We start from the raw sequence: 26,109 nt of genomic DNA, 5'->3' as shown, positions 1-26,109 counted from the left end.
CCGGCTATCAAAAAGGCAAGCAGTAAACTTTGACCGGTGTCCTGCTTAATTATCACCTATTTCTAAATCAAAAGTATGAAATTAAAATTTCTTTACCCTCTTCTTTGCTTATTACGGGGGATAAAGCAAAAACGTGCTATCATCAAACTAACTACAGTATTTGTATTCATTTGTGCATTACACTTATCTGCAGCAACTTTTGCGCAAAACGTAACCATCAAAAGGCATAATGCGTCGCTCGAAACTATTTTTAAAGACATCAAAAAACAAACTGGGTATATGTTCTTTTACCCCGAAAAGATCAGCCTAAAACAAACACAGGACATTGATATCGATAACGCCCCGCTGGAAACAGCCTTAGCAACCTGTTTAAAGGGTCTTGATTTGAATTACACCATTATCAATAAAACTGTTGTGATTAGTCGTAAGGCTCCTGAAAAACGTGTACCGGGCGCCGCAACAGGCAGCTTTGCTGTCCCTGTAATTATCCAGGGAAAGGTGATCGACTCGGCGGCAAATATTCCGTTAATCGGAGTTAACATCAGTGTGAAAAATAAAGCCCAATACACGCAGACTAACGCCAGCGGCGAGTTTACGTTAAGTGTTTTGCAGGGCGACGTATTGTCATTCTCATATGTTGGTTACCAAACTAAAGAAGTAACCATTAAAAATGGTCAGTATCTAAAGATAAACATGTTATCTAAAAACAGCACCATTAGCGATGTGGTGATAACCGGTTACCAGGTTATTAAAAAAGACAACTATACAGGTAGTGCCATTGTGATTAAGGGTGACGACTTACAGCGGGTGAATCCTCAAAACCTGATTAAAAGTATAGCGACATTTGATCCTTCGCTAAGAATTGCGGATAACAACCTGCTGGGATCTGACCCTAATGCGCTACCAAAGATCACCGTTCGTGGTTCAACCACTTTGCCATCGGTAAATGGCGAAATCATTGATCGTAATAACCTGTCAAGTACCTACAATTTGCCTGTTTTTTTACTTGATGGGTTTGAGGTTTCTTTAGAAAAAGTGGTGGATTTGGATATGAACCGCATCTCGTCGGTAACCATTTTAAAAGATGCTGCTGCCACCGCCGTATACGGTTCAAGGGCAGCAAACGGCGTAATTGTAATTACAACTAAAGCGCCAATACCGGGTAAATTGCAGCTTTCATACAACTACCAGCTTACAGTACAAGCGCCAGACCTTACCGGGTATCACGTATTAAACGCTGCCGACAAACTACAGTACGAAAAGCTTGCAGGTTTATATAGTGCTGTAAATAACACGGCATCAAGCCAGGATCAGTTGGATAATGAATATTACAGCAAACTGCGCAATGTAGTGAGTGGTATAAATACCTACTGGTTATCACAACCGCTTATTAATTCATATGGCCACAAACATTCGCTATATGCCGAAGGCGGCGACTCTACTTTCAGGTACGGTATCAATTTACGGTATCAAACCAATCCTGGTGTAATGAAAGGATCGTCACGTAACCAGTATACCGGCGGAATGAGTTTCTTTTATAATCCAAGTCGTAACGTTTTGATAAAAAACGAGGTTACTGTAAGCCAGGTTAACTCTGTTGTATCAAAATACGGCGATTTTTCTACCTATGTAAGTATGAACCCGTACTATCCTATAAAGGATGCAAACGGCAATTACATCAGGGAGATAGCTAACTGGGTTGTTGATACTCATTATAATGATCCGGTATACGGCCAGTATAGGAACGAACCTGTTTACAACCCCTTATTTGAAGCCAGCCTGGGTAACTTCAACAAGTCGGCATACCTGGAGCTTTTGGACGATATTTCAATCGATTGGAAAATTTTTAAAGGCCTGCGTTTAATTGGTTTAATGAGCGTTACCGATACTAAAGGAACCTCAGATGCATTTGTATCGCCCTTAAGCAACAGTTTTTTTTACGGCCCTACTGCCGATATTCAAAACAGGGGCAGTTACGATTACGTGGTTAACAACTCTTTAAAGCTTGATGGTAATTTAAGGTTTGTTTACAATACGCAACTTGGCAATCATTCCGTAAATGCCACTTTAGGTTCAAATATTACCTCAGCTACTTCAAGTTATAAAGCGTTTGAAGCCCGCGGCTTTTCAAATGACAAATTTACCAACATTGGGTTTGCCCGTACTTATACGCCGAATGCGGCGCCTGCAGGAGATGAGGCTGCAAGCCGGTTGATTGGTTCCTTTTTTAGTGGTAGCTATTCCTTCAAAAACAAGTATTTACTTGATGCTACCTTCCGCCTTGACGGTTCTTCGGCTTTTGGTTCAAACCAGCGTTTCGCGCCTTTTTGGGCTACCGGTATCGGTTGGAATATGCATTATGAGGATTTTATTAAAAATAATTTTCCATCTATTTCAAGGTTAAAAATTACAGCGTCAACCGGTATTACTGGTTCGGTAGATTTCCCCCCATCGTTGTCAAATACCACTTATACTTACCAAACATCCAACTGGTATTCAACCGGTGTTGGCGCAACCGTTAACGGCTATGGAAACTCCGACCTGAAATGGCAAAAGACAAATAATTTCGACTTATCATTGGAATTGGGTTTGTTTAAAGACCGTATAGTACTTAACCCTCATTATTATTACAAGCTGACCAAAGGCTTACTATCTGACATTAACATAGCGCCATCTACAGGATATAGCACTTACAAAGCCAATTTAGGTGATATGGGTAATAGGGGCTATGAGCTTTATTTGACCGCGAATGCCTTTCGGTCGAAAGACTTGAATATCAACATTATTGGCAATTTATCGCATAATACCAATAAAATAGTAAGCATATCCAATGCGTTAAAAGCTTATAACAAAAGTGTTGATGATTATCAGTCAAATGCCAGTAACGGTGTACAGGGCACCCCGTTATTGCGTTTTGCAGAGGGGCAATCCATCAATACAATCTGGGGCGTAAAATCATTAGGTATCGATCCTGAAAACGGTAAAGAGATCCTGGTTAAAAAGGATGGTTCTTTAACTTACAATTATGATATCGCCGATACGCAGCCCATTGGTGACTCTGAACCCAAGGTTGAAGGGTATATTGGCAGCAATATCACCTATAAGCAATTCTTGCTTAGTTTTACCTTTCACTACAAATTTGGTGGCCAACAGTTTAACCAAACCTTGATTGACCGGGTTGAAAACGCCGATCCCCGCTTTAATGTTGATAGCCGCGCCCTTGCACAAAGATGGCAGAAACCCGGGGATGTGGCCTTGTATAAAAACATTGCCGATTTGGGTACCTCTTATGCTACCTCGCGCTTTATACAAAAGGAAAATACTATTGATCTTCCTTCTTTCAACCTATCGTACGACGTCAAAAAAAGCATTGCTAAAAAGATAGGGATGCAAATGGTTAGGGCTACACTTACGGTTAATGATGTGTTCCATTCATCAAGCATCGAAACGGAGCGTGGCATTACTTACCCTTATGCCCGCAGTTTAACATGTTCTATACAAGCCACATTTTAATAATGACTAACATGAAAAAATATTTATACACCGTAGTGGTTATCATGTTGCTTACATCATGCAAAAAGTTTTTGGATGTTAAGCCGCAGTCGCAAATCAATAAAGACGATCTTTTTACTACAGAACAGGGATTTAAGGAGGCCTTAAACGGGGTTTATACCCTCTGTGCATCGTCATCGCTGTATGGTGGCGTCCTGACATTCAATAATGACATCTTATCGCAGAATTACCAGTTTAATGATGTGATACTGCAATCTACCGCTAATTTTAATTATAGCCTTAGTGGCGTTGTAGCAAAAAATGATAATACCTGGTCATCAGCCTATCGCGCAATAGCCAATTGTAATTATATCCTGGCAGCTATTGACGATAAAAAAGGACTGTTTGCCGATAAGGATTACCAATTGATTAAAGGCGAAACCCTGGCATTAAGGGCTTACCTGCACTTTGATATACTCCGCATGTTTGGTCCATCGTATAAAGTGGGGCCAAATATCAAAGCGATACCATACGTTACTACCGTAGGTGTTACCAGTACGCCATTTTCAACTACTGCCGATGCGATCACAAAGATCATTGCCGATTTGACCGCGGCAAAAACATTGCTGATGTCTGATCCTATCATTTCATCGGCCTATGTAATTGGCTATCCATCAACAGTTGGTAGTACTGAAACAGCAAGTAATGATCTGTTTTTGCAAAACAGGCGTCATCGCCTTAATTATTACGCTGTTTGCGGCGAGTTGGCCCGGGTTTATTTGTATAAGAGCGACCAGGTTAACAGTGTTGCCAATGCATTAGAAGTAATCAACGCTAAAAGATTCCCTTTTACAGATCAGGACGATTTTTTCAATAGCGACATTCAGAAAAAGGACAGGATCTTTTATAAAGAGCTGATTGCCGCCTGGTTTATTGACACTAAAGGCATTAACGGCCAGCTTCAAAGCCTGTTTACTGTAAGTAACCCGCTTTACAGTGCCACTGTTGACCAGGTTAACGACATTTACCAGGTAGGCCAGGATGGGGCCGAAGACTGGCGCTATAAGCAATGGTTTTTATCAACCGCGGCTACTACAGGCGGGCCAAACCGTGCGGTGTTGCAAAAATACATCACCAATCTTGATCCCGAACCTAATCTCCATCCACTGGTTGCACCGGCTATACGATTAAGTGAAATGTACTATATAGCTGCCGAAGCAAGCTACGACACGGACCCGGTTAAGGCGATAGGCTACTATAATACCATAAGGGCAAAACGCGGGATAGGCAACACACTTACAGATGTACCGGCCAAAAACGCCTTCATCGATTTACTGCTGGCCGAAGCCCGTAAAGAGTTTTATGCTGAAAACCAGATGTTTTATATGTATAAGCGCTTGAACCATGCGGTAGTGGTGTCATCAACGCAAAATATACAGCCATCAAATGGGGTGTTTATGTTCCCGCTGCCGCAAGATGAACAGGCTTACAGAACCAACTAAAAAAACAGATATGAAAAGAAAATTATTATTTGCCTTTCTTATTTGCGCGGCCCTTGCCAGTTGTAAAAAAGAGACTTTAACTACATACAATGCACCCGGCGGCAAGGATAATATTTACCTTGGGTATGCCAATACCGACAGCGTAGTATATTCATTTGCCTATAACCCAACCTTAAACCAGGATACCGTTTGGGTGCCCGTAAAAATATCAGGTAACAGGGTTAACCATCCCCGGAGCTTTATGTTGAGCGTTGATGCGGCCAATTCTTCGGCTGTGCGCACTTTGCATTATCAGCCATTAAAGCCATCATATACTATGCCTGCCGACTCGGGTACGATACATGTGCCGGTTATTATTTTAAATACCGATACAGGTTTGGTCAATTACTCGGTAAAACTCGCTATCCAGGTTTCGGGCGGGACAGATTTTTCATCGAACCTGCCACTGGATATCCGCTCCAAGCAAATCGTTTTCTCCAACAGGTTAGAAGAACCCGCATGGTGGCCATATTGGGGACAATTGGGTGGTTATAGCAGGGTAAAGCACCAACTGTTTTTAATTTCATCGGGCACTACAGACCTGGTACAGCTTAATCCACAGGTTGATCCTAATTACTTCTTATATATCCCCCGCGATTTGTACTATATCAATAATATGCACGAGTTTTTGATTGATCCTTTTAACTGGATCAAGCAAAATCCAAGCAAGGGATTTGTACTTACCCCACGGAGCGATAACACCGGCGACTATGATTTTTATAATCAGGCCGCGCCCAATAAAAAGTTCTGGCTCAAATACTTCCCAACCGTTAAGCAGCTCATTTTTATGGATGAGAATAAAAATCAGATTCTGATATAACAATTAATTAAAAAGTAATGAAGTACAAAATATTATATATACCTATGCTGTTTGCCTTGTTCTTTAGCGCCTGCAAAAAGGATTTAGGTAACTATAAGTATAATCCGCCATCGCAGCCCATTGTGGTGAATTTTACTGATGGTACGTTTAATGCGCTGGTTGGCGATACCCTAAAGCTTGAACCCTATGTACAGTTTGATGGTGCCGATTACCTGAAGGATCTTTCCTATCAATGGGACATTTATGTAGATGAAGATGCGCGTACGGATACTTATACCGGCTATCCCCTTGCAATAGTGTATAACTTGCCGCCAAAGCTGCGTAACGCTAAATTAACTGTTACCGATAAACGTAACGGTATCAAATACTTTTTTCCGTTCAAAATACAGGGTAATACCCAATTTTCAACAGGTACAACAGTATTGAGTGTTGATAATGGCGTTACTAAGCTATCTTTTATAAAACCCGACAGGTCTGTATTAAGCAACCTTTATTTTTCTCTTATGGGCGAAAATCTACCCAATAACCCTGTTCAGCTATTCGCCAAACCCCTGGCTTATCAGCCTGGCACAGCCGAAGATTATTGGGTTATTTGCCAGGACCCAACCAAAAACAGCGTGACCATTGATGGTAATACCATGCTTAGGAAAAGGTATTTTAACGAACAATTTTTTGTTGCACCGGCTACCATCACTCCGCAGGGGTTTGAAGCCTCAATGGGTGTACCAACAGGTGTTATCAATAATAAGCTTTATTTGTCCGTTACCTCAACTGCGCCGTTTGCACCGGATTTTGGAAAGTTTTCAAACCCGCAATCGGGTACTTACACACTATCTAAGTTTTTTACCCGTACGCCCGGTTACTTTTTTGGATTCGATTTAGCAACCAAAGCATTTGTTTCTTTTGATGGCGGCGGCAACTATATGGGGGCCGACTACACGGTAAAAGGCAAAGCCTTTAATCCGCTTAACACGGGTATTACCGACCTGGTATTTATGCAGGCACAGCCAGGCCAATCCTACGCTTATTTCAGGGATACCGATGGCAAAATATATGAGCTTTCCTTTTACATCGATATGGATGACTATTCGCAACGCGCTATAGAAACTTATTACAAACGCGAGTTTAAAGCCGAGGCGTATATAAAAGGCGATACCAAATGGCAAAAATCGGCGGTTGATGTCTTCTACTTCACATCTGACGATAAAATATATCGCTACAATCCTTTAAATCAGGATTTACGCACTTTAGATGCCAATATGGGGGGCAAAAAAGTAAGCATGATAAAGCTAAGTGCCGATGGTAACACACTTACTGTCGGTGTCGCCGGAAGCCTGTATACCCTTGATGTTAGCGTAGGTAAAAACGGTGTAGTAACAAAACAGCTTGACGGTATCCCCGGTTCGCCGGTTGATATCGTGATTAAGTAAGTAAAAATTAAGATCATGAAATTTTCAAAAAACATAATTCTTGTTTCGGTCATGCTTTTCGTTTTCCTGGCAGCAGCATGTAAGAAAAATAAACAAACAGCCACGATAGAAAATGATCCGCCGGGATCGCCACCCAAAACCTGGCAGGAGCATTGGGGCGGTCCGCATACATTTTTGCTAAACCGGGTTTATTTTGATAGCGATGTAGCAGTGTATTACGATCCGTCAATGGATAAATCGGTGACCTGGCCTTACAAAACCATGTCAGATACCTGGAAATACGTTAAAAAAACGTATGGCGCTTTCGGCGATTCGGCCAGGCTATACGTGGTTTTGCACGGGATAACTACCCCATTTGAAGAAACTCTTGGCGGTGGCCATCCAGCATCTTATTTTGATGAAAGCCATGACTATCGCAACGCTATAGATTGCGGCCTGGGCGATTGGAAGTATCCTACGGGGCAGCAAATAGGCATCCCTATTCACGAAACGGGTCACATTGTTTGCGGAGCTAATAATGGGGTAAAAGGTTCTCCGTCGGATGTGTTGTGGGGCGATAGTAAGTTTATGGAAATATACAATTATGATGTGCTCATGAACATTGGCAGGCAGGATGAGGCCGCAAGGGTATATGATCAGCTTAAGGCACAGGTAGATACCTTTCCGCGTGCCGGCTCGCAGTGGTTTAAAAATTGGTTTTATCCTATTTATTCAAAATATGGCCATGCTGCTGTGCTTAGCAAATACTTTAAGCTGCTGGCTGCCAATTATCCTAAAATGCCAAACCCGCACGGAGCAGAATATACCCAGAATTTAAACTGGGGCGAGTTTATCCATTTTTGGAGCGGTGCTACCGGCGATAACATGAAAGCCCAGGCAACATTCGCATTCGGCTGGACCGATGAGTGGGAGCAGCAATTCAGGCAGGCCCAAAAAGATTTTACTAATGTGAAGTACGCCTATTAGATTTTTAATAACAAGAAATTACAACAATGAAGGCCACTAATAAATTAAGCATTTTAATATGCCTGGCATGCCTTGCTTTATTAAGCGCGTGCAAAAAGGATTTAGCAAAAAGTACCGGGACAATTTATGGCGGGCCGCCGCCTAAAACCTGGCAGGAGCATTGGGGAGGCCCACATGTTTATTTACTGAAAAGAGTGTATTACGATGCTGATGATGCCATTTACTATGACGCCAATATGGATACCTCGGTTACCTGGCCTTACAAAACAATGTCGAAGGTTTGGCAATATGCCAAGAAAACGTACGGCGCATTTGGCGACTCATCGCGCTTATACGTGGTATTGCATGGTATAGTAACCCCTTTTGATGACGCGTTAGGCGGCGGTCACCCGGCGTCGTATTTTGATGCCAGCCATGATTACCGCAACGCAATTGATTGTGGACTGGGCGACTGGGCGACGCCAACCGGGCAAATCATCGGTATCCCGGTACATGAAACCGGTCACATTATTTGCGGGGCCAACAACGGCGTACAGGGTTCACCCTCTGATGTGCTTTGGGGCGATAGTAAGTTTATGGAGATCTATAATTACGATGTACTGATGAATATTGGCATGGAAGATGAAGCCGGCCGTGTATTTACGCAAATGCAGTCACAGTATGATAATTTTCCCCGGGCAAACTCGCAGTGGTTTAAAAACTGGTTTTACCCTATTTATTCAAAATACGGGCACGCGGCAGTATTGAGCAAGTACTTTAAGTTGTTAGCTGCAAATTTCCCCAAAAAGCAAAATTCCATAGGCTATGAGTACACCCGCAACTTAAACTGGGGCGAATTTATTCACTTCTGGAGCGGCGCGGCAGGCGTAAACCTGAAGGCACAGGCCACCCTGGCATTTGGCTGGAGCATGGAGTGGGAGCAGGAGTTTAAAAATGCGCAGGAGGATTTTCCTGCTGTAAAATATCCGTATTAAAAAATAAAATCAGTAATAGTTAGCTTTTGGAAAGGCCGTCAAAAAAGCTCCGGGCAGCAGTTTCGGTGAGAACGAAACATCGTCGATGGAAAGCGTTGGCGGCCATCCATTAGTTTGTTCAAAAAAATATCAAAATGAAACATCTAAAACACATAAAAATGAAAAAAGGAATTTTAATGATCCTTACCGCTTTGGCACCATGCATCGCATCTGCACAAACAGCCAACAATTTTACAATTACCGGTCATATCGGTACGCTAAACGCGCCTGCCAAAGCTTATCTCGACTATATGGATAACATGGACAATGGGGCAAACCACACCGACTCGGCTGTGCTGGTTAACGGAACTTTCAAGTTTACCGGCCATAACTCGGGCTATGCTACCGCACGTATGGCGCTATCGCACGATGGCGGTGGTAAAGACCGGGCTATTTACATGCCTGCTTCCGACGTTATCTATATTTACTTTGGTAAAGAAAATGTTGAGATCACCTCCAAGGACTCCCTGGCTAACGCTATTTTCACCGGATCAAAAGTTTATAACGAATACCAGGCTTATGTAAAAACCACCGGCGGCACGGTAATGCAGTTTGCAAAAGAAGCTAACGCCGAGATCACCAGTTCACCGGAATTGCAAAACGACCAGGAATTTGTAAAGGAAGTAGGCGAGCGGTATCATAAAAAAATGGATGACCATTTTGCTAAGCAAATCCAGTTTGCCAAAGATCATCCTGATTCTTACTTCGGCCTGGTGGGGCTGTCTGAAGGTATAGGAAATAAATTTGATCCTAAAATAGTTAAGCCCATTTTCAATGCCCTTAAAAAAGAATACCAGTTAACAGATGTTGGTAAGGAGCTAAAGCAACGTATTGAGGCTATGGAGAACATCGTTATTGGTGCGCAGGCACCGGCATTTACTCAAAATGATGTAAACGGCAAGCCGGTTTCTTTAGCCAGCTACAAGGGTAAATATGTATTGGTAGATTTTTGGGCAAGCTGGTGCTCGCCATGTCGCGCCGAAAACCCTAACCTGGTTGATCAGTATAAAATATACAAGGCCAAAGGTTTTGAGATCCTTTCTGTATCACTTGATAGCGATCATAGCAAGTGGGTAAACGCTATTGCTGCCGATAATCTTACCTGGACTCACGTATCCGATTTAAAAGGTTGGAACAACGCTGTTGGTCACCTTTATGGCGTAAGGGCTGTACCGCAAAACTTTTTACTTGATAAAGATGGTAAAGTAATAGGCGTGAACCTGATAGGAGAAGAATTGAACAAAAAACTGGCCGAAACATTTAAAAACTAATTTTAAACCCAGGCTATACAATAACTCAAAGCGTATCAATTGGCTTTGAGTTATTGTATAACCTGGGTTTTCATCTGTACACATTGTACAATGTTATAAAACAACTGATGAAGAAATTTTATTTCGTTTTCCTGGTAGCTGTGTTGCTAATACAATATGCATATGCTCAGCAAAACAAAACAAACAAAACAGAAGAAGTGTTGAAAGCGGGTATTCAAAAAGCTTATCCCGCTTGTGTGCGTATGTGGAGCTACGATACATCGGCCAATAAACGTACCGGCGGGCAGTTTAGCGGGGTGGTGGTTGATAAGGAGCATCATATACTAACCGCTGCGCACGTTACCTGGCCAGGCCTTACCTATAAAGTAATGTTCCCGGATGGGAGAGAGGCTATTGCTGTTGCTTTGGGTAAGATAGAATTAGCAGCTGATAAAACCCGTCCTGATGTAGCCATAATGCAGATCATTACAAAAGGCGACTGGCCATATGCCGATATGGGGAGTTCGGCAGGGCTTACTTTATCCGAACCATTGATTAGTATTGCTTATCCGGAAAGCTTGAACCAGGATAAACCTACCGTAAGATTTGGTCATGTAACCGAGGTGAAAAACAGCCGTGGGTTTATCAAATCAACTTGTATGATGGAGCCCGGCGATTCAGGAGGTCCGCTGTTTAATCTTTCGGGGAATGTAGTCGGCTTGCACAGCGCAATTGAAGTTCCTGAAGATGCAAACTACGACGTGCCGGTTGACCTTTATAAAAAGTACTGGAAAAGCTTAATGCGCCCGGCAGTTTATCATGCGTTGCCCGATAGTGTGCAGGTATCGGTTCCGCCGGTTAGCAAAAGAATGTTTAACGAGTTTTCCACTGCCCATTCATCCAAACATGGCGGTACCTGTGTAGCTATCCATAGCAATTTTAATGGTGTCAGCCAGCAGGCTTTGGGCGCGGTTTTTTCTGTTGATGGATTGCATTTTAAGACAATTAAAAGCCATACCATCATCGTAAGTAAAAGTTCGATAGTAGCCGATGCCCCGATAGTAATGATCGGAAAAAAAATAGTTGAAGCGACTGTTATTTCCCGGGATAAAGAAAACGATCTTGTACTTTTAGTGCCTGCATCTGATATCAAGGGAGGAATAACTTATCAAGAAATTTGTAAGGATACTACTTTCAATTTAATACCGGGTACTTTTTTGCGTTCGCCACAGCCCGATACATCAGATGTAACCGGGGTTTTAGGGAGTAAACTGTTTTTACTTCCCAAAGTGGTAAATGCAGGTTATCTTGGTGTTTTTGTGGGTGATAACAACGCGGCTGCATCTGCTTTATGGATAAAACCACTTTCGCCAGCCGCAAAAAATGGTCTGCTTGCAAAAGACGAGGTGAACGACATAAACGGTTTAGCAATACGCACCGCAGGTGATTTTAAAGCGGAGATGCAAAATCATTGGCCGGGAGATACCTTAACGTTAAAGGTAAAAAGAGGTGGCGCTTTAATCACCAAAACTTTTGTGCTTGGTACTGTCCCTGCGGTACATTTTGATCACCCGGCAGAATTGTTTACAGGTGGCAAAAGTGGTAGGAGGGACGGTTTTAAGGAAGTATTTGCACATGATTCAATGCTAACTCCCCAAAGGTGTGGCGGACCGGTATTTGATAACTATGGTCGTTTTTATGGTGTTAATATAGGGCGATACAGCAGGGCAGTTAGTATTACCGTGCCATCAAAAATAGTTTGTAAATTTATTGCTGATACACTGTAGATCGCGTTTTAATAAACGTCGTTTGGCCGGAAATCAAAATTGCCAGCCGCCTGAATACTGAAAAAAAATTATCTTACCCGTTGCCGAATTTCCCTACCATTGATTCGCTCATCTAAAAAATTAATTAAATGCTTGCTTGAACTGTCCAGGCGAAAGCCTGGTCTTGGTTTTAAAAAGCCTGCTGAAGGACTGGGAATGCTCAAACCCTAATTGGTAAGCTATTTCACTGATGGTTAAAGTGGTAGTAGTGAGTAATTCCTTAGATCGCCCGATGAGCTTTTCATGAATATGCTGCTGTACGTTTAGTCCGGTGAGTGAGCGCAGCATATCACTTAAATAGTTCGGTGTATAGTTTAACTGTTCAGCCAGGTATTGTACAGTAGGCAATCCCTGATTGGCCGGCTTATCTTCCTTAAAATAAGACTCGAGTAATTCTTCCAGCCGAAGCAGCAGATCGCTGCTGGCTGCCTGCCGGGTCAGAAATTGTCTTTTGTAAAAGCGCCTGGCGTAACTCAATAGCAATTCGATCTGTGCGATAACTACTTCGTGGCTAAAATCATCTATCCGGCTGTTCAATTCTTCCTGAATAATGGTAAAAACGGCAGAAATGGTCGCCCTTTCCTGCTCAGAAAGGTGTAACGCCTCGTTTGAAGCGTAGGAAAAGAAACCGTATTGTTTTATTTTAACAGCAAGCGGATAACCATGGAGAAAATCCTGATGGAAAATCAAAGAATACCCCTCGTTTCCCTTATAAATCGCTGTACTGCCCACTACCTGGTTCGGTGCTGTAAAAACCATACTTCCCTCGTCAAAATCATAATACCCCTGCCCATATCTGAATTTACCACCTAACTTATTAATAAAAGAGATTTTATAAAGTGTGGTAACATAGCTTACCGGCAGGCGACTCAGGTTGATCCGTTCGTCCCTGGTATCCAATAAACTGATCAGTGGGTGAGCAGGCCCCGGGATACCGAGCAAACGATGTATTTCCGTTATCGATCCGAGTTTAATAACTTTTGGTATGTTGTTTTTCATACTGAAAGGTAATAATTACGACCGGATGCTGTTTCAGCTCCCGGTCATAATTGGTTTGTGAATAAGATTACGCTGGTACCCGTTAAGCGTAATTACCAGGGCAGAGGTCCCTCAGGGCCAGTAAAGCCGCCAGTGGGGCCGTCGGTCTCCAGGGCTACCCGAACCGGCTCGCGTGATCCAACCTCCAGGCTGTCAGTTCCCTGGAAATTGTTGAGCGCGGTAGCCGTATAGCCCGGACTGGTGGCGTTCACCTTGATGTTCTCCCTTTCAAGCTCCAGGGCAAAGGCAAGTGTAACCGCATTAAGTGCAGTTTTAGAGGCCGCGTAAACAATACCGAAATGTTCTCTTGCCCAGCAAGCCGGGTCAGATATCCAGGTGAGTGATCCCAGTCCGCTTGATACATTGACTATGCGTGCAGCCGATGACTTACGCAGCAAAGGTAAAGCAGCCTGCGTTACAGCAATAACGCCGAATACATTGGTTTCCCACACAGTACGCACTTCGTCAAGCGATACATTGACGGCACGCCCGGTGCTCATGAGCTCTTCCGGACTTTTTGGAGATGTTCCGCCGTGTGATATACCTGCGTTATTCACCAGCAGGTCCAGGCGGCCGTGTTCGTTTTCAATGCGCGCTATTACCGCGTTAATGCTTTGTTGTTGCGTAACATCGAGCTGTATAGCCTTTGCATTTTGCCCTATTGCTGCGGCTGCTTTTTCGCCATTTTCCAATTTACGCGAACCCACATATACCACATAACCGTTAGCGGCGAGCGCTTTGGCAATTTCATTACCTACACCCTGGTTAGCGCCGGTCACTAAGGCAATCGGTTTGTTCGCAGATGTTATTTGATCTTCCATAAGATTTTGATTAACTGTTATGGAACAAAAATCTGCGTTTAATTTTATGCACCTGTAACCAAATCAAGGAGAGTTGTAACCGAAATGAATAATTTATTTACCTGGTTTAATAAACCGTAATAAGTATACAACTTACCGGAATTTGTGTTACCTGCTGCTATCAGTTTACGCTGACCTTTGTGTTATCAAAATAATTAAAACATGAAAAATACAATTTTAATTACCGGTGCAAGCAGCGGAATAGGTAAAGCAACAGCTATATTATTTCAGGAAAAAGGCTGGAATGTGATAGCTACAATGAGAAATCCCGAAGGCGAATCAGAACTTAAAGCTTTGGATAATGTAATCCTGGCCAGGCTGGATGTTCTTAACCTTGATAGTATACAACGGGCGATAACCGAAGGCATTAAACAGTTTGGAAAGATTGACGTTTTGGTTAATAACGCAGGTTATGGCGCATTCGGACCATTGGAAGCCTTTTCAAGGGAAAATATTATCCGCCAGTTTGATACTAATGTGATTGGGCTTATTGATGTAACCCGTTCAATATTGCCTCACTTTCGCAGTAATAAAAGCGGGGTTATCGTCAATATATCGTCTATAGGCGGCAAGATGGCTTTTCCCCTCGGCGCCTTATATCACGGTACCAAGTTTGCCGTGGAAGGAATATCAGAGGCCATGAGCTACGAACTGGAGCAATTCGGCGCGAAAATTAAAATCGTTGAACCTGGCGCCATCGCTACGGACTTTGCCGGCCGTTCGCTTGACTTCAGTAACGATGAATCGATGACTGAATACAAAGGTATTGTGGAGAAAGTAAACGAAGGAATGCCTGCCTTCTTTGAGAATGCTTCTCCTGCCCGCGTAGTTGCCGAAGTTATTTACGAAGCAGCAACAGATAGCACCAATAAGCTTCGATACACCGCAGGAGAAGATGCGAAGAGAATTGTTGCCCAACGCAAGGAAGCTGACGATCAAACTTTTTTGCAGGGAATCAAAGGTCTGTTTAAGCTTGATTAGGATAAGCCACACAGGGCTGCTGCAATACTACGGCCCTGTGTATTGCCAAAAATCTGTAACTTTAAAGCTATTAGTCAATACGCTATGAGCATATCGCTTCATTTTTCCGAGATAGCCGATGTTTACAAGTTCTTCAACTTACATCAGTCACTTAAACATCCGCTTGTTGCCGTTATCGACTTTAGCAATGTTGATGAGCAGGTGGCAGAAAACACCAGGATATCCTGCGATTACTACTGCTTATTGTTTAAGCGGTATGATGGCAATAATGTAAAATACGGCCGTAAGGTTGTCGATTTCAATAACGGCAGCCTGATGTGTATTGCACCGAACCAGGTATTAGACCTGGAAACCGACATTGGCGCGTACACCGAAAAGGAGGGTTGGGGCGTATTCTTTCATCCCGACCTGATCAGAGGAACCAGTCTTCATGATAAAATGAAAGACTATAGTTTTTTCTCTTATGAAGTGTGGGAAGCGCTTCATATGTCCGAAAAAGAGAAAAGTATCTTTTATGATTGCGTGCAGAAACTGGATAATGAATTACATGAGAATATAGATACGCATAGCCAGTCCGTCATTGTATCCCATATCGAGCTGCTTTTAAATTATTGTGCACGCTTTTACGGGCGACAATTTATTACAAGAAAAAGTGCGAATAGTTCAGTTGTCATGCAAGTGGAAAAAACACTACGAGATTATTTTAGCAAGCCCGGGATTAAAGAGCGGGGCTTGCCAAGTGTAAAAAACCTGGCAGATAAGGTCAACTTATCGCCGGGTTATCTGAGCGATCTGCTAAAAAAAGAAACGGGGAAGAATGCGCAGGACCATATCCACTATTATTTAATCGAAGAAGCCAAAAATATCCTGATCAACACTGATAAGTCAGTCGGCGAAGTAGCTTACTTACTGGGCTTTGAATATCCCCAATATTTTAATAAGCTTTTTAAGCAAAAGACAGGTAAAACGCCTGTCGAGTTTCGCAATCTGAACTAAGAAGTTTCGATCGCAATTTTGCCAAACGATTCACGAGTGAAGTGGTTCAGCCGGCAAGCTGTGGATTTATGCTTTCAGGTTTTGATACTTATTAATTCTCTTTCAACCTACCCGATGTTCACAGTCAATACCTAAAGCATGCTTCTGGTATTTTGTACAGCAATAGCAATCCTTATAACTTTTTTTTGAATTGTATAGCCGGTAAGCGTTGTGCTAAAGATGGTTTAACATGCTGTGTTTGTAAGAAGTAGATTAGAAGAAACCAATAATCTTTAAAACAGCCTGGAGCTTTAGACATCTCGTCGCCTGTCGCTATAAAATGTAACAAAACCGAAAGGATTTGCAACATGCACGAAAGTGATTTTCTGAACGGATACGTTTATTTGCTAACGTTTATACCGTCGTTACCATCCCTGGTGGTAATGGGGGATACATGTTTAAATCACAAATAATCTTTAACCTATCTACTTATGAAAATTCCTAAACTCGCCTGGATGATATTGCTTGCTCCACTCATATCAGGCGTTTTAATACTTACCGCGTGTAACTTTAGTAAAGGCACTAAAAAAGATTTCCTTACCGGCCTGTCCTTCAGCTACAATGGCTTTAGGGTGCGGGATGTATTATTGATAGACCCGGCCAATAAGCGGATGACCGATAATAAGGTACAAATCAATACCCGCATCGCCATCGCAGCATTAGGGATAGACAATTATGGGCTTCAGGATGGAAAGGTCTTCCCGGGAATGATGCTTCTGGTGACTAATAAAAAGGGGACCCCGATACTTAAAGCCGACGACCTTTTTGCCGGCGACCAAGGCCATCTGCCGGCGGAAGCTTCCGAACTTCGCGGAGATATCACCATTGCCAAACCAATGGTTGCCGGCGAAACCTACCACGTTAAAGTTCACATTTGGGACAAGGTTAAAGCCGGCAATGAGTTGAACGCCGAAACAGACCTGGTTGTACAGTAAGTTATTATACCCTTCAAATTTGGTAACCTTTTAAGTTATTTATCATGGCTGTTCTATTGCCGAGAAAACCAACTCTTATTTGCCTGGTCGTGCTGGGCCCCATTTGCGTGGTGGACGGAATTGTCAAAAAAGACGTTCTGGAGATACTGGCAATGTTGGCCGTATTTATATATGCCACAGTAAGCCTTGTGAACGACAGAAGGAAAAAACTTGCCGGTAAAAATTACCGGGAAGGTAGCAATTCAATAAGTCCACCCCGTAAACCTTAATAACTACCGCCATGCCCGATAAAAAATATTGGGGGATAAACGTACCCGGAATTATTACCGCCGTTGTTGCTGCTGTTTTACTGTCGCTAACGCGGCCCCACTGGACCGAATATTTTGGCGCAGCCGCCAGCGTGGCGGCTGTGCCTGCTATTCTTTTTATCCTCTGATTGCTGTAATTATTGCCCACTGGAATAAAAAATGTAACAAACTATAATGTATCTGCAACAACCGCGAAAGTTTTTGTTAACCGGCAAACGTTTTTTTGTAACGGAAATTTGCTTTATCGGTAACCTATCGGCAAATAACCTTAAATCACATCAAACCCAATACCTATGAAACCTGTAAACAATCAAAATTTCACCCTTATTCCAGGCCTGTCATTTGGCCATTAAGATAACTTATTTACAAAGTCAGCATACCGATAAACTTATCGGCTGACCATGGACTAAACCCATCACCTCAATGGTGTTCATCAATCAACCTGCAATGAAAAAATGCCTATTACTCTTAGTTCTCGTTTATTGCGGGCATTACCGGCTTCATGCCCAGGACCTTGAAAATATCTCTCGTCAAAAGCCGGTAACGCTGTCGGGTAATATCCAGGCACAGGGTATTTTTTATAATGCAACAGGTATCCCGGATCGCCGCGCCCCTTTTACATACTATTTTTCGGGCAACCCAACAATTAGTTTGTATGGCCTGGATGTACCGCTGTCTTTCAGCTTCAGCCAATCCGACAAATCATTCAGACAGCCGTTTAACCAGTTCGGAATTAGTCCTACTTATAAATGGGTTACTGTACACGTTGGATATAGGGATATTTCTTTTTCGCCTTATACGTTAGGCGGCCATACCATGCTTGGGGCAGGTTTTGAACTAAACCCGGGCAAGTTGCGGGTTGGTTTTATGTATGGTCGGCTTAACCGGGCAACTACCATTGATACCACAACACAGGCTTTAGTGCCGTTTTCCTTTTCAAGAAAGGGATACGCCGCTAAACTTGGTTACGGAACCGACCGTAACTTTTTTGAATTGAGTTACCTGAGCGCTAAAGATGATACCATTAAACCAAAAGGTATTACCCCTCAGCAAAATTATATAAGCCCGGCCAGAAATGATGTGATGGGTTATACTTCGCGGTTCAGCTTCTTAAAGTACTTCATGTTTGAAAGCGATGGCGCTTTAAGCGTGTATACCAATGACGTTAATTCACCAATTTCGCTTGATAATGGCGGCACTACCTTATTGAATAAACTCCGTACCACTTTGGGGTTAAATGGTACATCCGAATATTATACCGCCTTTTCGGCCGGGTTGGGTTATAAAAGCCGGAACTACGGCCTCAAACTGAAATACAAACGCATTGACCCCGATTTTCAAACCATGGGGGCCTACTATTTTAGTTCGGATTATGAAAACTGGACGGTGAGCCCATCGGCAAATCTTGCCAAAGGCAAAATAAGGTTTAACGGTAGCCTGGGGTTTCAGCACGACAATATAAAAGATCAGAAACGGGCAACCAACCACCGTGTTATCGGAGCGTTTAACGCAGGTATTGATATTACCAAATCATTGTCAATAGATGCGGTTTATACCAATTTCTCCGATAATCAAAAGGCCCAAACCATTTTATTTGCCGATTCGCTTAAGATTGTACAAACCACCCAAACCATTACCGTCATGCCCCGGTACATGATCATCAGTACCGATTTGATACACATGATCTCCGGCTCGTTTACCCGTAACAGTTTAAATGATTATAACACTTTTTACAGTACCGATGCCGTATCGCGCAGCATAAAAACAAATCAATACATGCTAAGCTATAACATCAACTTCACCAAAAGAATGCTGAGTGCCTATGTCAATATTTCCGACACCAAATTAAGCGGGCAGGGCATGAGCAACAGTTTTCGGTCGGTAACTGCAGGGGCTAACAAGGTTTTTTTTCAGAAACTGCAAACTGGTTTAAGCAGCACTTTTACCAGCAGCAAAGCGCTTGGCGGCGAGGATACATTTATCATCAATGGTACCGGCAGCCTGGGATACCGGGTTACCAATAAGCAGCTGATATCGTTTAATTTTTTCCTAACCAATAATAAGGCAAAAACTTCAGCGCCGCAGCTGCAACCAAATTTTACAGAAACACGCGGGGAATTAAGCTATCTACTAAGCTTTTAAAAACATGAAAAAACTACTATTATTTTTACTTATTTGTGTTGCCTGGCAACCTTTAAAAGCACAGGTCAGCGTATCGATACAGATTTTGCCGCCATATCCGCGTAAGATCACCGATTATTCGTCGCAGCCGCAGTTAATGGTAATTGCGGTTACAAACGTATCATCTAAAAGACAGCGCATCCAGCTCAGGGGCACCGTTACAGGGGATAATGGCGTGATACTTGCCGTAAAGCCCAACTATAAAAGCCCCGCCGCCATTGAGCTTGATCCGGGACAAACCCGCAGCTTTAACGGAAACGATATCAGCAAGTTTTTTGATTACACCCAGGTTAAATACTCCGGCATTACCAGAAGCGATTTCATCAACAAAAATGGACTACCCGAGGGGAGTTACCGTTTTTGCGTACAGGCTTTTGACTACGATACCAATGCCCCGATAAGTCCCGATGAGCCGGTAGGCTGCAGCAACACATTTATCATCAGCAGCCTGGAGCCGCCAACCATCATCACACCGATGGAAGATGCGCAGTTATCAGATGCCGCAGGGCAAATCGTATTGATGCAATGGAGTACGCCGCCGGGTACGTCGCCTCAAATCATGTCGTCGGTGCGGTACAAACTCAGGATGGTAGAAGTCATCGGTGATCGGAATCCGAGCAATGCGCTGATGTCGGCCACGCAGCCCTACTTTTTTGAAAAGGAAGTTACAGGCAATTCTTACATTTATAATGCTGCCGATCCGCAGCTTACGCCCGGCCGCCGTTACGCAATGCTGGTAGAAGCGTTTGACCCCTTTAATAATACCCCTTTTCGTAATAAAGGCCGTAGCGAGGTCAGGTCTTTCATTTACGGCGGGCCACCGATAGTAAAGATAGATACCTTAAAAGCAAAAGAGGAAGCCAAACAGAAAGCTCAATCGGTACAATACGCTACCAACACCATCAAAGGCAAGCTGTTATGGACGTTTAAAAAAACAGAGCCTCAATATTTCGGGTCGGCACCCGTCAGTGGTGTGTCGGCTACTATTCCGGTTCCAAACAACACTATAGTAAAGGCCACGGCGCAGCCAATAGTATTAACCGGCGCACCTATAGCAGGCCTCACTTCAAGGTCAATATCTGGTTTAAGAATCCCGGTGTTCAACGCGCCTAATATTTTAAATGATTCCAGGATAGCCGCGGCTGCGCAGGTAGATCCGACCCTGATACCTTATGTGCCGGTACAAACCACTGCCGGGTTGAGTGCGGGCGCTGTTATGACTACAACGGGAGGTACCAACCTCTCTTACAACGAAGACGCGATAGCTGTTGACAGCGCCACAGAACGTTACGCGCTGCCTAATACGGATATCGTCATTAAAGGTCTTGTTGATCCAAACTGGAAGACAACAAACGGTTTTTCGACCACGACAGCGGTCACACAATCCACTAATTACACAAGCGATTTTTCGTACCTGGGCATGTATTCGTTCCCGGCAAGTAGTTTTGTAAACTCCATGTTCGATTTTAGTTTCGGTTTTCACTACAACTTAGATCAGCCACCGGTAGAGGAATTGATAGCCACCAGCAAAACTGATGGCGGGGGTAATTTCGCAATTGATTTTACCCATCCTTCCTATATGGGTTTAGCCAAATACACAAAACTGATCATTAGTATAACGTCTGAAAATTTTGAGCAGAAAACTGTCGAAATTCCCATAAGTAAGCTTGATTCAACGGGGATGCGTGATATAGGACAGATCCTTTTACTGGCCCGCACGTTGCGCTACACGCCCAAACTCACTTTAGACGATGTTGCCGATGCCAGCCAGGAAGATAAGATAGCGGTTGTACATATTTACCGTAATAAGATTGATTTTGAAAATGAGCCTTACCTATACCAGGAAGGGAATATTCCTTTTGAATCTAAACATGCCGTAACTATAAACGGCCGTAGTGTGGTTGAGGTTTCGGTTGATAGTGTAAAAATGGGCACTGGTGGCGGAACACTGAAGTATGGCAAGCTATTTTATGGCGGACGTTTTTTAGTGGTTATTGAAAGCCATAACCAGCGTTTTAATGGTAAAACCACCGATCTGGAAGCGCATAACCTCTACCTCGCATCTAACCTGGTACTTAATGTTAAGGCCGATTACCGGTTAACAGCTACCCCGGCTTATGTATTTGGCGAGGTAAGGATGTCGCTCCCCACAGGTTTTGTGCCTGTTACGGGTGCCATAGTTAAGGTTGAATATAATAAGAGCGATTTATTGAATCCTGGCCCTCCATCAATCACGGGTCCTATGATTGGTTATGTAAATACAGGAATCTCGAAAATAGCTCTCCTTACAGGCGGCAATAATAACCAGGTGCCTATTGCAAGCGGGCTGATTGCGCGGCCATTAATACTAAACTCGCTGTCAATTAGCGGCGGACGGCTTAACGGCCCTGCAACTATCCGCCCGGTGCCTGCTGTTGTAACGGCTCCTCTCGCACCCACACCTATTTCAAGTACCGTTGCAGGCGGTGTGAATAAGTTAAATCTGGTAGCGCAGAGCGTTTTAAGCCAGGTAGATGAACTAAACCTTGTGAAGGTTTTATCGGCTGATTACGGCCCGTATAGCGCAAAGACCGATTCACTTGGCCGGTTTACCATTTCAAATTTACCCCAGCTAAAAGATGGCGCAAACTTTAAGGTAAAACTCATTAAAGTAAGCAGCGAATTCCAGGACCTGGAAGTAACGCCCGATACAGTGCAAACTTTCCAGGCGTTGGCCAAAGGGTCAAACAGAGAAGTAATATTCAGCATCAAACCAGATATTGTAAGTGTAGTGGGCAGGGCTGTTTCATCTACCAAACAAGCCATTCCAAATGCCCGCCTGCATTTTGTTAACTCAACGGTTTATTTCAATTCGGGCGAGGATGGGCTTTTCCAGACAAGCTATTACCAGGGTAACCATAAGCTGATGATAGAGAAGGAGGGATACATTTCACAAACCATAGATGTCGTGATCCCCGCACCTCCAAAAGCAAATACTAACCCCGCGCCGGGCAATGGCACTGGAATTGTTTTACAGAGCCCCGGAGCTGTTTTTAATCCAGGAAGAATTATCAACCCGATATTTAACCCCGGCGATAACATAGCAAAGCTTAACCAGCTTAATGCCAATATTTTTACCACCCATAGTATCCAGGCGTCAATTAACCGGGGATTTGTTTATAAAACAAGCATGTTTGGTTTTGCAGGGCCAACAATAGCAAGCGCCACATCACCGGCAATAGGCGATGTAAAACAGGTAACAAATGCGCTGGTACTTAATAATACACCCGGTGCTGCCGGAAGTATATTTGCCAATAACCCGATAATTAACAGTCCTGTTACCGACAGGAACATTATCAACAATGTTCAAATGAGGGCTTCGGCTATCCAATTTGCCGACCTCTATTCAAAAAATCTTCACAATAACCCGCTGGTTCAATCGGCCGTGCGCACTATTGATATGGGTGATTGCGGTAACCTGGTACGTCGTACGGGGAGGATCAGGTTTAAAATTTCAGACCCGAATGGCGTGCCGGTAAATAATGCTACCATTGCCCTGTTTGATACATCGCACGTAGCAAAAAATGGCGAATGGTTTTACGAGGGTTTTGGTGGCCACGCCAAAGTAAGCGTAATGCCGCCAGGTGGATCGGGTCTTGTGGCTGTTGAGCAGACGGTAAACGTGATTGAGGATGGTACCGAAGTTACCCAGGTTATTAAGCTTGTAAAAGGTACAATGGTTAGCGGGGTTGTTACCGCGGCTGGGCACAACATAAGCGGCGCTGTTATTGAAGTTGAAGGCCAGCCATACCTTAACACCCTTACCGGGGCCGACGGCCGTTACCAGATCAGCCTGCCTCCCACAGATACCAATCTTCTCCCCGGAAGTATCAGTCTTAAAGCATCAAAATCTGGTTTTATATCATTAGCCAAAAATGTGATAGTTGGCGTTTCGCCATTGACCGTTGATTTTACGCTTGGCGACGGCGGCGGTAAAAACATCAGCAGTTTATTGGGCTTCCCGGTGGCACTTGATCAAATGATACCCGATGGAGCCAATGCCTACCGGGTGAGTGGTGCCTTCAATGATCTTACTCCGCTTTTTCCGGCGTTGAGCAGCCATGATAAAATTTCGCTGAAGTTTACCAATGTACGGGTTACGTTTGATGCATCAAACAACCCGATACCAGAGGGAAATAAGGTACAAACCGATGAGACGCAACTCTCGCTCAAGGTATTTAACTTTTTACCGCTAATACTTAAGCCTGATGGAGAAACTCTGGTTGTTACCGGTACAACAGGTGGTAAAGGAGAGATAAAGGGCAAGCTGCAGTTAGATATGACCGATGTAACAAACAGCCGGGGTTACCTGTTGGCCAAAAGTTACATACCGCAGTTAATACCAGATAACACCTCATCGCCCGAGGTACCTGTTTTTAGCTCGGGCGGGATACCATCTGCATTAACCAAACTGAAGTTTACGGGACCAGATGCCGGCATTACGGATTGGGAAGCCGAGGTATACGGCTTTAAAGCGAAAATAGCTTTTGCCGAGAGTTATGTTGATCAGCAAGGCATTCACCTGCAAGGGTCGGTAAGTACACCCGACCTGGGCGTTATAAAAACTATCAACTTAAAAATTGAAGATTTTGTGCTGAACCCGCAATTGCAGATCAGCAAATTAAAAATAGTAGCTACCGATCTGCCCAAACTATCTATCGGTAGCTGGGAAGCTTCGCTGGCCTCGCTGGTGTTTACTGAAGACGGCTTTAATTTTGGCGGCAGCATTACCGTGCAAATTCCAAAGTCCGTACCATCTACAGTGAGCTTTTCAGACCTGCGGGTTGGTAAGGATATTTTTTACGGCGGCAGCTTCAAAATCCCCGATGAGGGTTTAAACCTGCTGAATGTGGTAAAACTGATGCCGGGTAGTACACCACTTAGCTTTGGTAAGGCTCCGGGCTCATCAGCCTATAAACTGGCCGGATCGGGCAAGATTAAGTTTGATACGTTTATCACTAAAGAGATCAACCTTCCGGTTTTTGAAATACAAACCGACGGACGGTTTATGATAGATGCGCCGACAGATTTCTCGGCCGATTTCGCCTTTGCCCAATTCAAGGTGCAAAGCATCCAGTTCAACACTACCGACCAAATTCCTTTTATTGGCGTGCAGGGTGAGTTTACGGTAGATGTGCCAATGGTTAAATTCACGGCAGGAGATATCCGCTTCAAAGCTAAAGCAGGCGGTGGGGTAGAGGCTTCGGTAAGTAAGCTTGGTGCCACAATCGATATCCCGGTAATGAAATCAGAGATCCAGGTGGGTATCAAGGATAATGGTTTTGACGGCGCGGGATCATTATCAATACCGGGCACGCCTATAAATGCCTCGATTGATTTTCATTACTATAAAGTAACCGGGGGTATTGATGTAGGGGCAGCCTTTAGTATGGGCACCGTAATACCTGTTGGGGTTATTACTATTGAGCGTGTAGGCGGCGGTTTCAATTACAATAGCGCGGAGAAGAAATTTAAGATAGATATAAACGGAGATGTATCGTTTTCAGGAACCGGCACGCTGGTTAAACTCGCCCCTATCGGCGTATCTGTTGAGAGCGGGCCGGTTATTAAAGGGTACGCTACCCTGCAGGTTGCAGATTACCTGAACCTGGCCCATGCCGATCTGGTGCTGGATATACCTAACCAATATTTTACGGTAGCCGTCACCTCAGATATTGAGCCGATAAAAGGATTGCTGAAAGCTCATATCCAGGGCGATTTGGTGTTAAGCGGTAAAAGTACCGACAAGTATGTGTTCCTGGGATGCGGCATGGATCTTTCGCTGTTAGGCCTCATCAATGCCCGGGCAGATTATGCCATGGCGATAGGCCTCAAAAATCCGCGTACCCGTACCGACAGGCTCTCGTATTATTTTGCCAATGCAGCGCCGGAGTATATCAATACCGAGTTTTCGGGCATCTACCTCAACAGTACAGCTTCGCTCGGAATTCCCGAAAATAAGGCTATTGGTTTTGATGTTTATGTAGCCAGCGCCAGCGTTTGGTTTTATACGGAATCGAAATCAACCCTGTTGCTCAATTTTGCCGAAAATAGCTACCTGCTTGGCTTATCAGGCAAATATGGGGGCGGTGCCAAAGCATGTGCCATTGGTTTATGCGTAAGCGCCGGTTTCCAGGCTTGTTATGATATCCGCGGTGGCCGTAATGATACGGATGGCTGGTTTATTTCAGGATCTGCAGGTGGCAGGGCCGACTTTAGTATAGGCAATTGCAGCCCCGGCTGTAATTCGATAGATACCTGCTGGGACCTGCCACCCGCCGGTGCCAAAGTTTGCGCTACCGCCAATGTCGACCTCGGTTACTCGCAACGCAAAGGACTCAATTTTGGTATTCACGTAGGCGGCGACCGTTCGGTATGCCCTTAATTTTAAACT

General features: G+C 43.8%; 17 protein-coding genes. 15 read left to right on the top strand and 2 right to left on the bottom strand.

All coding sequences use genetic code 11. The annotated features are described in order from the left end of the window. The first annotated feature begins 75 nt into the window (after window positions 1-75). The 8 genes from ACFGVS_RS06265 to ACFGVS_RS06230 all read left to right on the top strand — a co-directional run bounded on the left by ACFGVS_RS06265 (window position 76) and on the right by ACFGVS_RS06230 (window position 12,299). Window positions 76-3,513 carry a SusC/RagA family TonB-linked outer membrane protein gene (locus tag ACFGVS_RS06265; protein WP_439697909.1) on the top strand — a complete coding sequence of 1,146 codons (3,438 nt, stop codon included), beginning with the start codon at window positions 76-78 and terminating at the stop codon, window positions 3,511-3,513. A gap of 11 nt (window positions 3,514-3,524) precedes the next feature. Next, the gene (locus ACFGVS_RS06260; protein WP_439697908.1) at window positions 3,525-4,994 is read left to right on the top strand and encodes a RagB/SusD family nutrient uptake outer membrane protein; all 1,470 of its coding nucleotides are present in this window, start codon (window positions 3,525-3,527) and stop codon (window positions 4,992-4,994) included. A gap of 10 nt (window positions 4,995-5,004) precedes the next feature. After that, complete coding sequence (locus ACFGVS_RS06255) at window positions 5,005-5,853, top strand: DUF4843 domain-containing protein (protein ID WP_439697907.1); 849 nt, start codon at window positions 5,005-5,007, stop codon at window positions 5,851-5,853. 17 nt (window positions 5,854-5,870) lie between these two features. Beyond that, a complete protein-coding gene (locus tag ACFGVS_RS06250; protein ID WP_439697906.1) occupies window positions 5,871-7,283 on the top strand; it encodes a PKD-like family lipoprotein in 1,413 nt (470 codons plus the stop codon). Between the two features lie 15 nt (window positions 7,284-7,298). Next, the gene (locus ACFGVS_RS06245; RefSeq protein ID WP_439697905.1) at window positions 7,299-8,249 is read left to right on the top strand and encodes a hypothetical protein; all 951 of its coding nucleotides are present in this window, start codon (window positions 7,299-7,301) and stop codon (window positions 8,247-8,249) included. A gap of 26 nt (window positions 8,250-8,275) precedes the next feature. Beyond that, entirely contained in the window at window positions 8,276-9,223 is a 948-nt protein-coding gene (locus tag ACFGVS_RS06240; RefSeq protein WP_439697904.1) for a hypothetical protein, read from the top strand. A gap of 158 nt (window positions 9,224-9,381) precedes the next feature. Further along, a complete protein-coding gene (locus ACFGVS_RS06235) occupies window positions 9,382-10,533 on the top strand; it encodes a redoxin domain-containing protein (RefSeq protein WP_439697903.1) in 1,152 nt (383 codons plus the stop codon). Window positions 10,534-10,640: 107 nt separating this feature from the next. Next, a complete protein-coding gene (locus ACFGVS_RS06230; RefSeq protein ID WP_439697902.1) occupies window positions 10,641-12,299 on the top strand; it encodes a trypsin-like peptidase domain-containing protein in 1,659 nt (552 codons plus the stop codon). Between the two features lie 120 nt (window positions 12,300-12,419). On the opposite strand, the gene ACFGVS_RS06225 is transcribed toward ACFGVS_RS06230, so the two are convergent. Together ACFGVS_RS06225 and ACFGVS_RS06220 are read right to left on the bottom strand one after the other, a co-directional pair. After that, window positions 12,420-13,337, bottom strand: coding sequence for a helix-turn-helix domain-containing protein (locus tag ACFGVS_RS06225; RefSeq protein ID WP_439697901.1), 918 nt, complete (start codon window positions 13,335-13,337; stop codon window positions 12,420-12,422). Between the two features lie 92 nt (window positions 13,338-13,429). Then, window positions 13,430-14,197 (bottom strand): SDR family NAD(P)-dependent oxidoreductase, encoded by a 768-nt coding sequence (locus tag ACFGVS_RS06220; RefSeq protein WP_439697900.1) that lies wholly within the window; start codon window positions 14,195-14,197, stop codon window positions 13,430-13,432. Window positions 14,198-14,398: 201 nt separating this feature from the next. On the opposite strand from ACFGVS_RS06220, the gene ACFGVS_RS06215 reads away from it, so the two are divergent. The 7 genes from ACFGVS_RS06215 to ACFGVS_RS06185 all read left to right on the top strand — a co-directional run bounded on the left by ACFGVS_RS06215 (window position 14,399) and on the right by ACFGVS_RS06185 (window position 26,100). Then, the gene (locus ACFGVS_RS06215; RefSeq protein WP_439697899.1) at window positions 14,399-15,217 is read left to right on the top strand and encodes an SDR family oxidoreductase; all 819 of its coding nucleotides are present in this window, start codon (window positions 14,399-14,401) and stop codon (window positions 15,215-15,217) included. 84 nt (window positions 15,218-15,301) lie between these two features. After that, window positions 15,302-16,213 carry a helix-turn-helix domain-containing protein gene (locus ACFGVS_RS06210; protein ID WP_439697898.1) on the top strand — a complete coding sequence of 304 codons (912 nt, stop codon included), beginning with the start codon at window positions 15,302-15,304 and terminating at the stop codon, window positions 16,211-16,213. 470 nt (window positions 16,214-16,683) lie between these two features. After that, window positions 16,684-17,187 (top strand): hypothetical protein, encoded by a 504-nt coding sequence (locus ACFGVS_RS06205; protein ID WP_439697897.1) that lies wholly within the window; start codon window positions 16,684-16,686, stop codon window positions 17,185-17,187. 44 nt (window positions 17,188-17,231) lie between these two features. Beyond that, window positions 17,232-17,456 (top strand): hypothetical protein, encoded by a 225-nt coding sequence (locus ACFGVS_RS06200; RefSeq protein WP_090639927.1) that lies wholly within the window; start codon window positions 17,232-17,234, stop codon window positions 17,454-17,456. 11 nt (window positions 17,457-17,467) lie between these two features. Next, a complete protein-coding gene (locus ACFGVS_RS06195) occupies window positions 17,468-17,623 on the top strand; it encodes a hypothetical protein (protein ID WP_439697896.1) in 156 nt (51 codons plus the stop codon). Between the two features lie 319 nt (window positions 17,624-17,942). Continuing rightward, window positions 17,943-19,637 carry a hypothetical protein gene (locus tag ACFGVS_RS06190; RefSeq protein ID WP_439697895.1) on the top strand — a complete coding sequence of 565 codons (1,695 nt, stop codon included), beginning with the start codon at window positions 17,943-17,945 and terminating at the stop codon, window positions 19,635-19,637. 4 nt (window positions 19,638-19,641) lie between these two features. After that, complete coding sequence (locus ACFGVS_RS06185; protein ID WP_439697894.1) at window positions 19,642-26,100, top strand: hypothetical protein; 6,459 nt, start codon at window positions 19,642-19,644, stop codon at window positions 26,098-26,100. The last annotated feature ends 9 nt before the right edge of the window (window positions 26,101-26,109 follow it).

This window comes from Mucilaginibacter sediminis (genome assembly GCF_051903035.1).
Lineage (GTDB): Bacteria > Bacteroidota > Bacteroidia > Sphingobacteriales > Sphingobacteriaceae > Mucilaginibacter.
This window is presented reverse-complemented; position numbering and strand designations above follow the sequence as displayed.

What these genes read in the sequence shown, in the direction of transcription:
- ACFGVS_RS06265 (WP_439697909.1), top strand. Translation starts at nt 76, where the DNA reads ATGAAATTAAAATTTCTTTACCCTCTTCTTTGCTTATTACGGGGGATA.
- ACFGVS_RS06260 (WP_439697908.1), top strand. Translation starts at nt 3,525, where the DNA reads ATGAAAAAATATTTATACACCGTAGTGGTTATCATGTTGCTTACATCA.
- ACFGVS_RS06255 (WP_439697907.1), top strand. Translation starts at nt 5,005, where the DNA reads ATGAAAAGAAAATTATTATTTGCCTTTCTTATTTGCGCGGCCCTTGCC.
- ACFGVS_RS06250 (WP_439697906.1), top strand. Translation starts at nt 5,871, where the DNA reads ATGAAGTACAAAATATTATATATACCTATGCTGTTTGCCTTGTTCTTT.
- ACFGVS_RS06245 (WP_439697905.1), top strand. Translation starts at nt 7,299, where the DNA reads ATGAAATTTTCAAAAAACATAATTCTTGTTTCGGTCATGCTTTTCGTT.
- ACFGVS_RS06240 (WP_439697904.1), top strand. Translation starts at nt 8,276, where the DNA reads ATGAAGGCCACTAATAAATTAAGCATTTTAATATGCCTGGCATGCCTT.
- ACFGVS_RS06235 (WP_439697903.1), top strand. Translation starts at nt 9,382, where the DNA reads ATGAAAAAAGGAATTTTAATGATCCTTACCGCTTTGGCACCATGCATC.
- ACFGVS_RS06230 (WP_439697902.1), top strand. Translation starts at nt 10,641, where the DNA reads ATGAAGAAATTTTATTTCGTTTTCCTGGTAGCTGTGTTGCTAATACAA.
- ACFGVS_RS06225 (WP_439697901.1), bottom strand. Translation starts at nt 13,337, where the DNA reads ATGAAAAACAACATACCAAAAGTTATTAAACTCGGATCGATAACGGAA.
- ACFGVS_RS06220 (WP_439697900.1), bottom strand. Translation starts at nt 14,197, where the DNA reads ATGGAAGATCAAATAACATCTGCGAACAAACCGATTGCCTTAGTGACC.
- ACFGVS_RS06215 (WP_439697899.1), top strand. Translation starts at nt 14,399, where the DNA reads ATGAAAAATACAATTTTAATTACCGGTGCAAGCAGCGGAATAGGTAAA.
- ACFGVS_RS06210 (WP_439697898.1), top strand. Translation starts at nt 15,302, where the DNA reads ATGAGCATATCGCTTCATTTTTCCGAGATAGCCGATGTTTACAAGTTC.
- ACFGVS_RS06205 (WP_439697897.1), top strand. Translation starts at nt 16,684, where the DNA reads ATGAAAATTCCTAAACTCGCCTGGATGATATTGCTTGCTCCACTCATA.
- ACFGVS_RS06200 (WP_090639927.1), top strand. Translation starts at nt 17,232, where the DNA reads ATGGCTGTTCTATTGCCGAGAAAACCAACTCTTATTTGCCTGGTCGTG.
- ACFGVS_RS06195 (WP_439697896.1), top strand. Translation starts at nt 17,468, where the DNA reads ATGCCCGATAAAAAATATTGGGGGATAAACGTACCCGGAATTATTACC.
- ACFGVS_RS06190 (WP_439697895.1), top strand. Translation starts at nt 17,943, where the DNA reads ATGAAAAAATGCCTATTACTCTTAGTTCTCGTTTATTGCGGGCATTAC.
- ACFGVS_RS06185 (WP_439697894.1), top strand. Translation starts at nt 19,642, where the DNA reads ATGAAAAAACTACTATTATTTTTACTTATTTGTGTTGCCTGGCAACCT.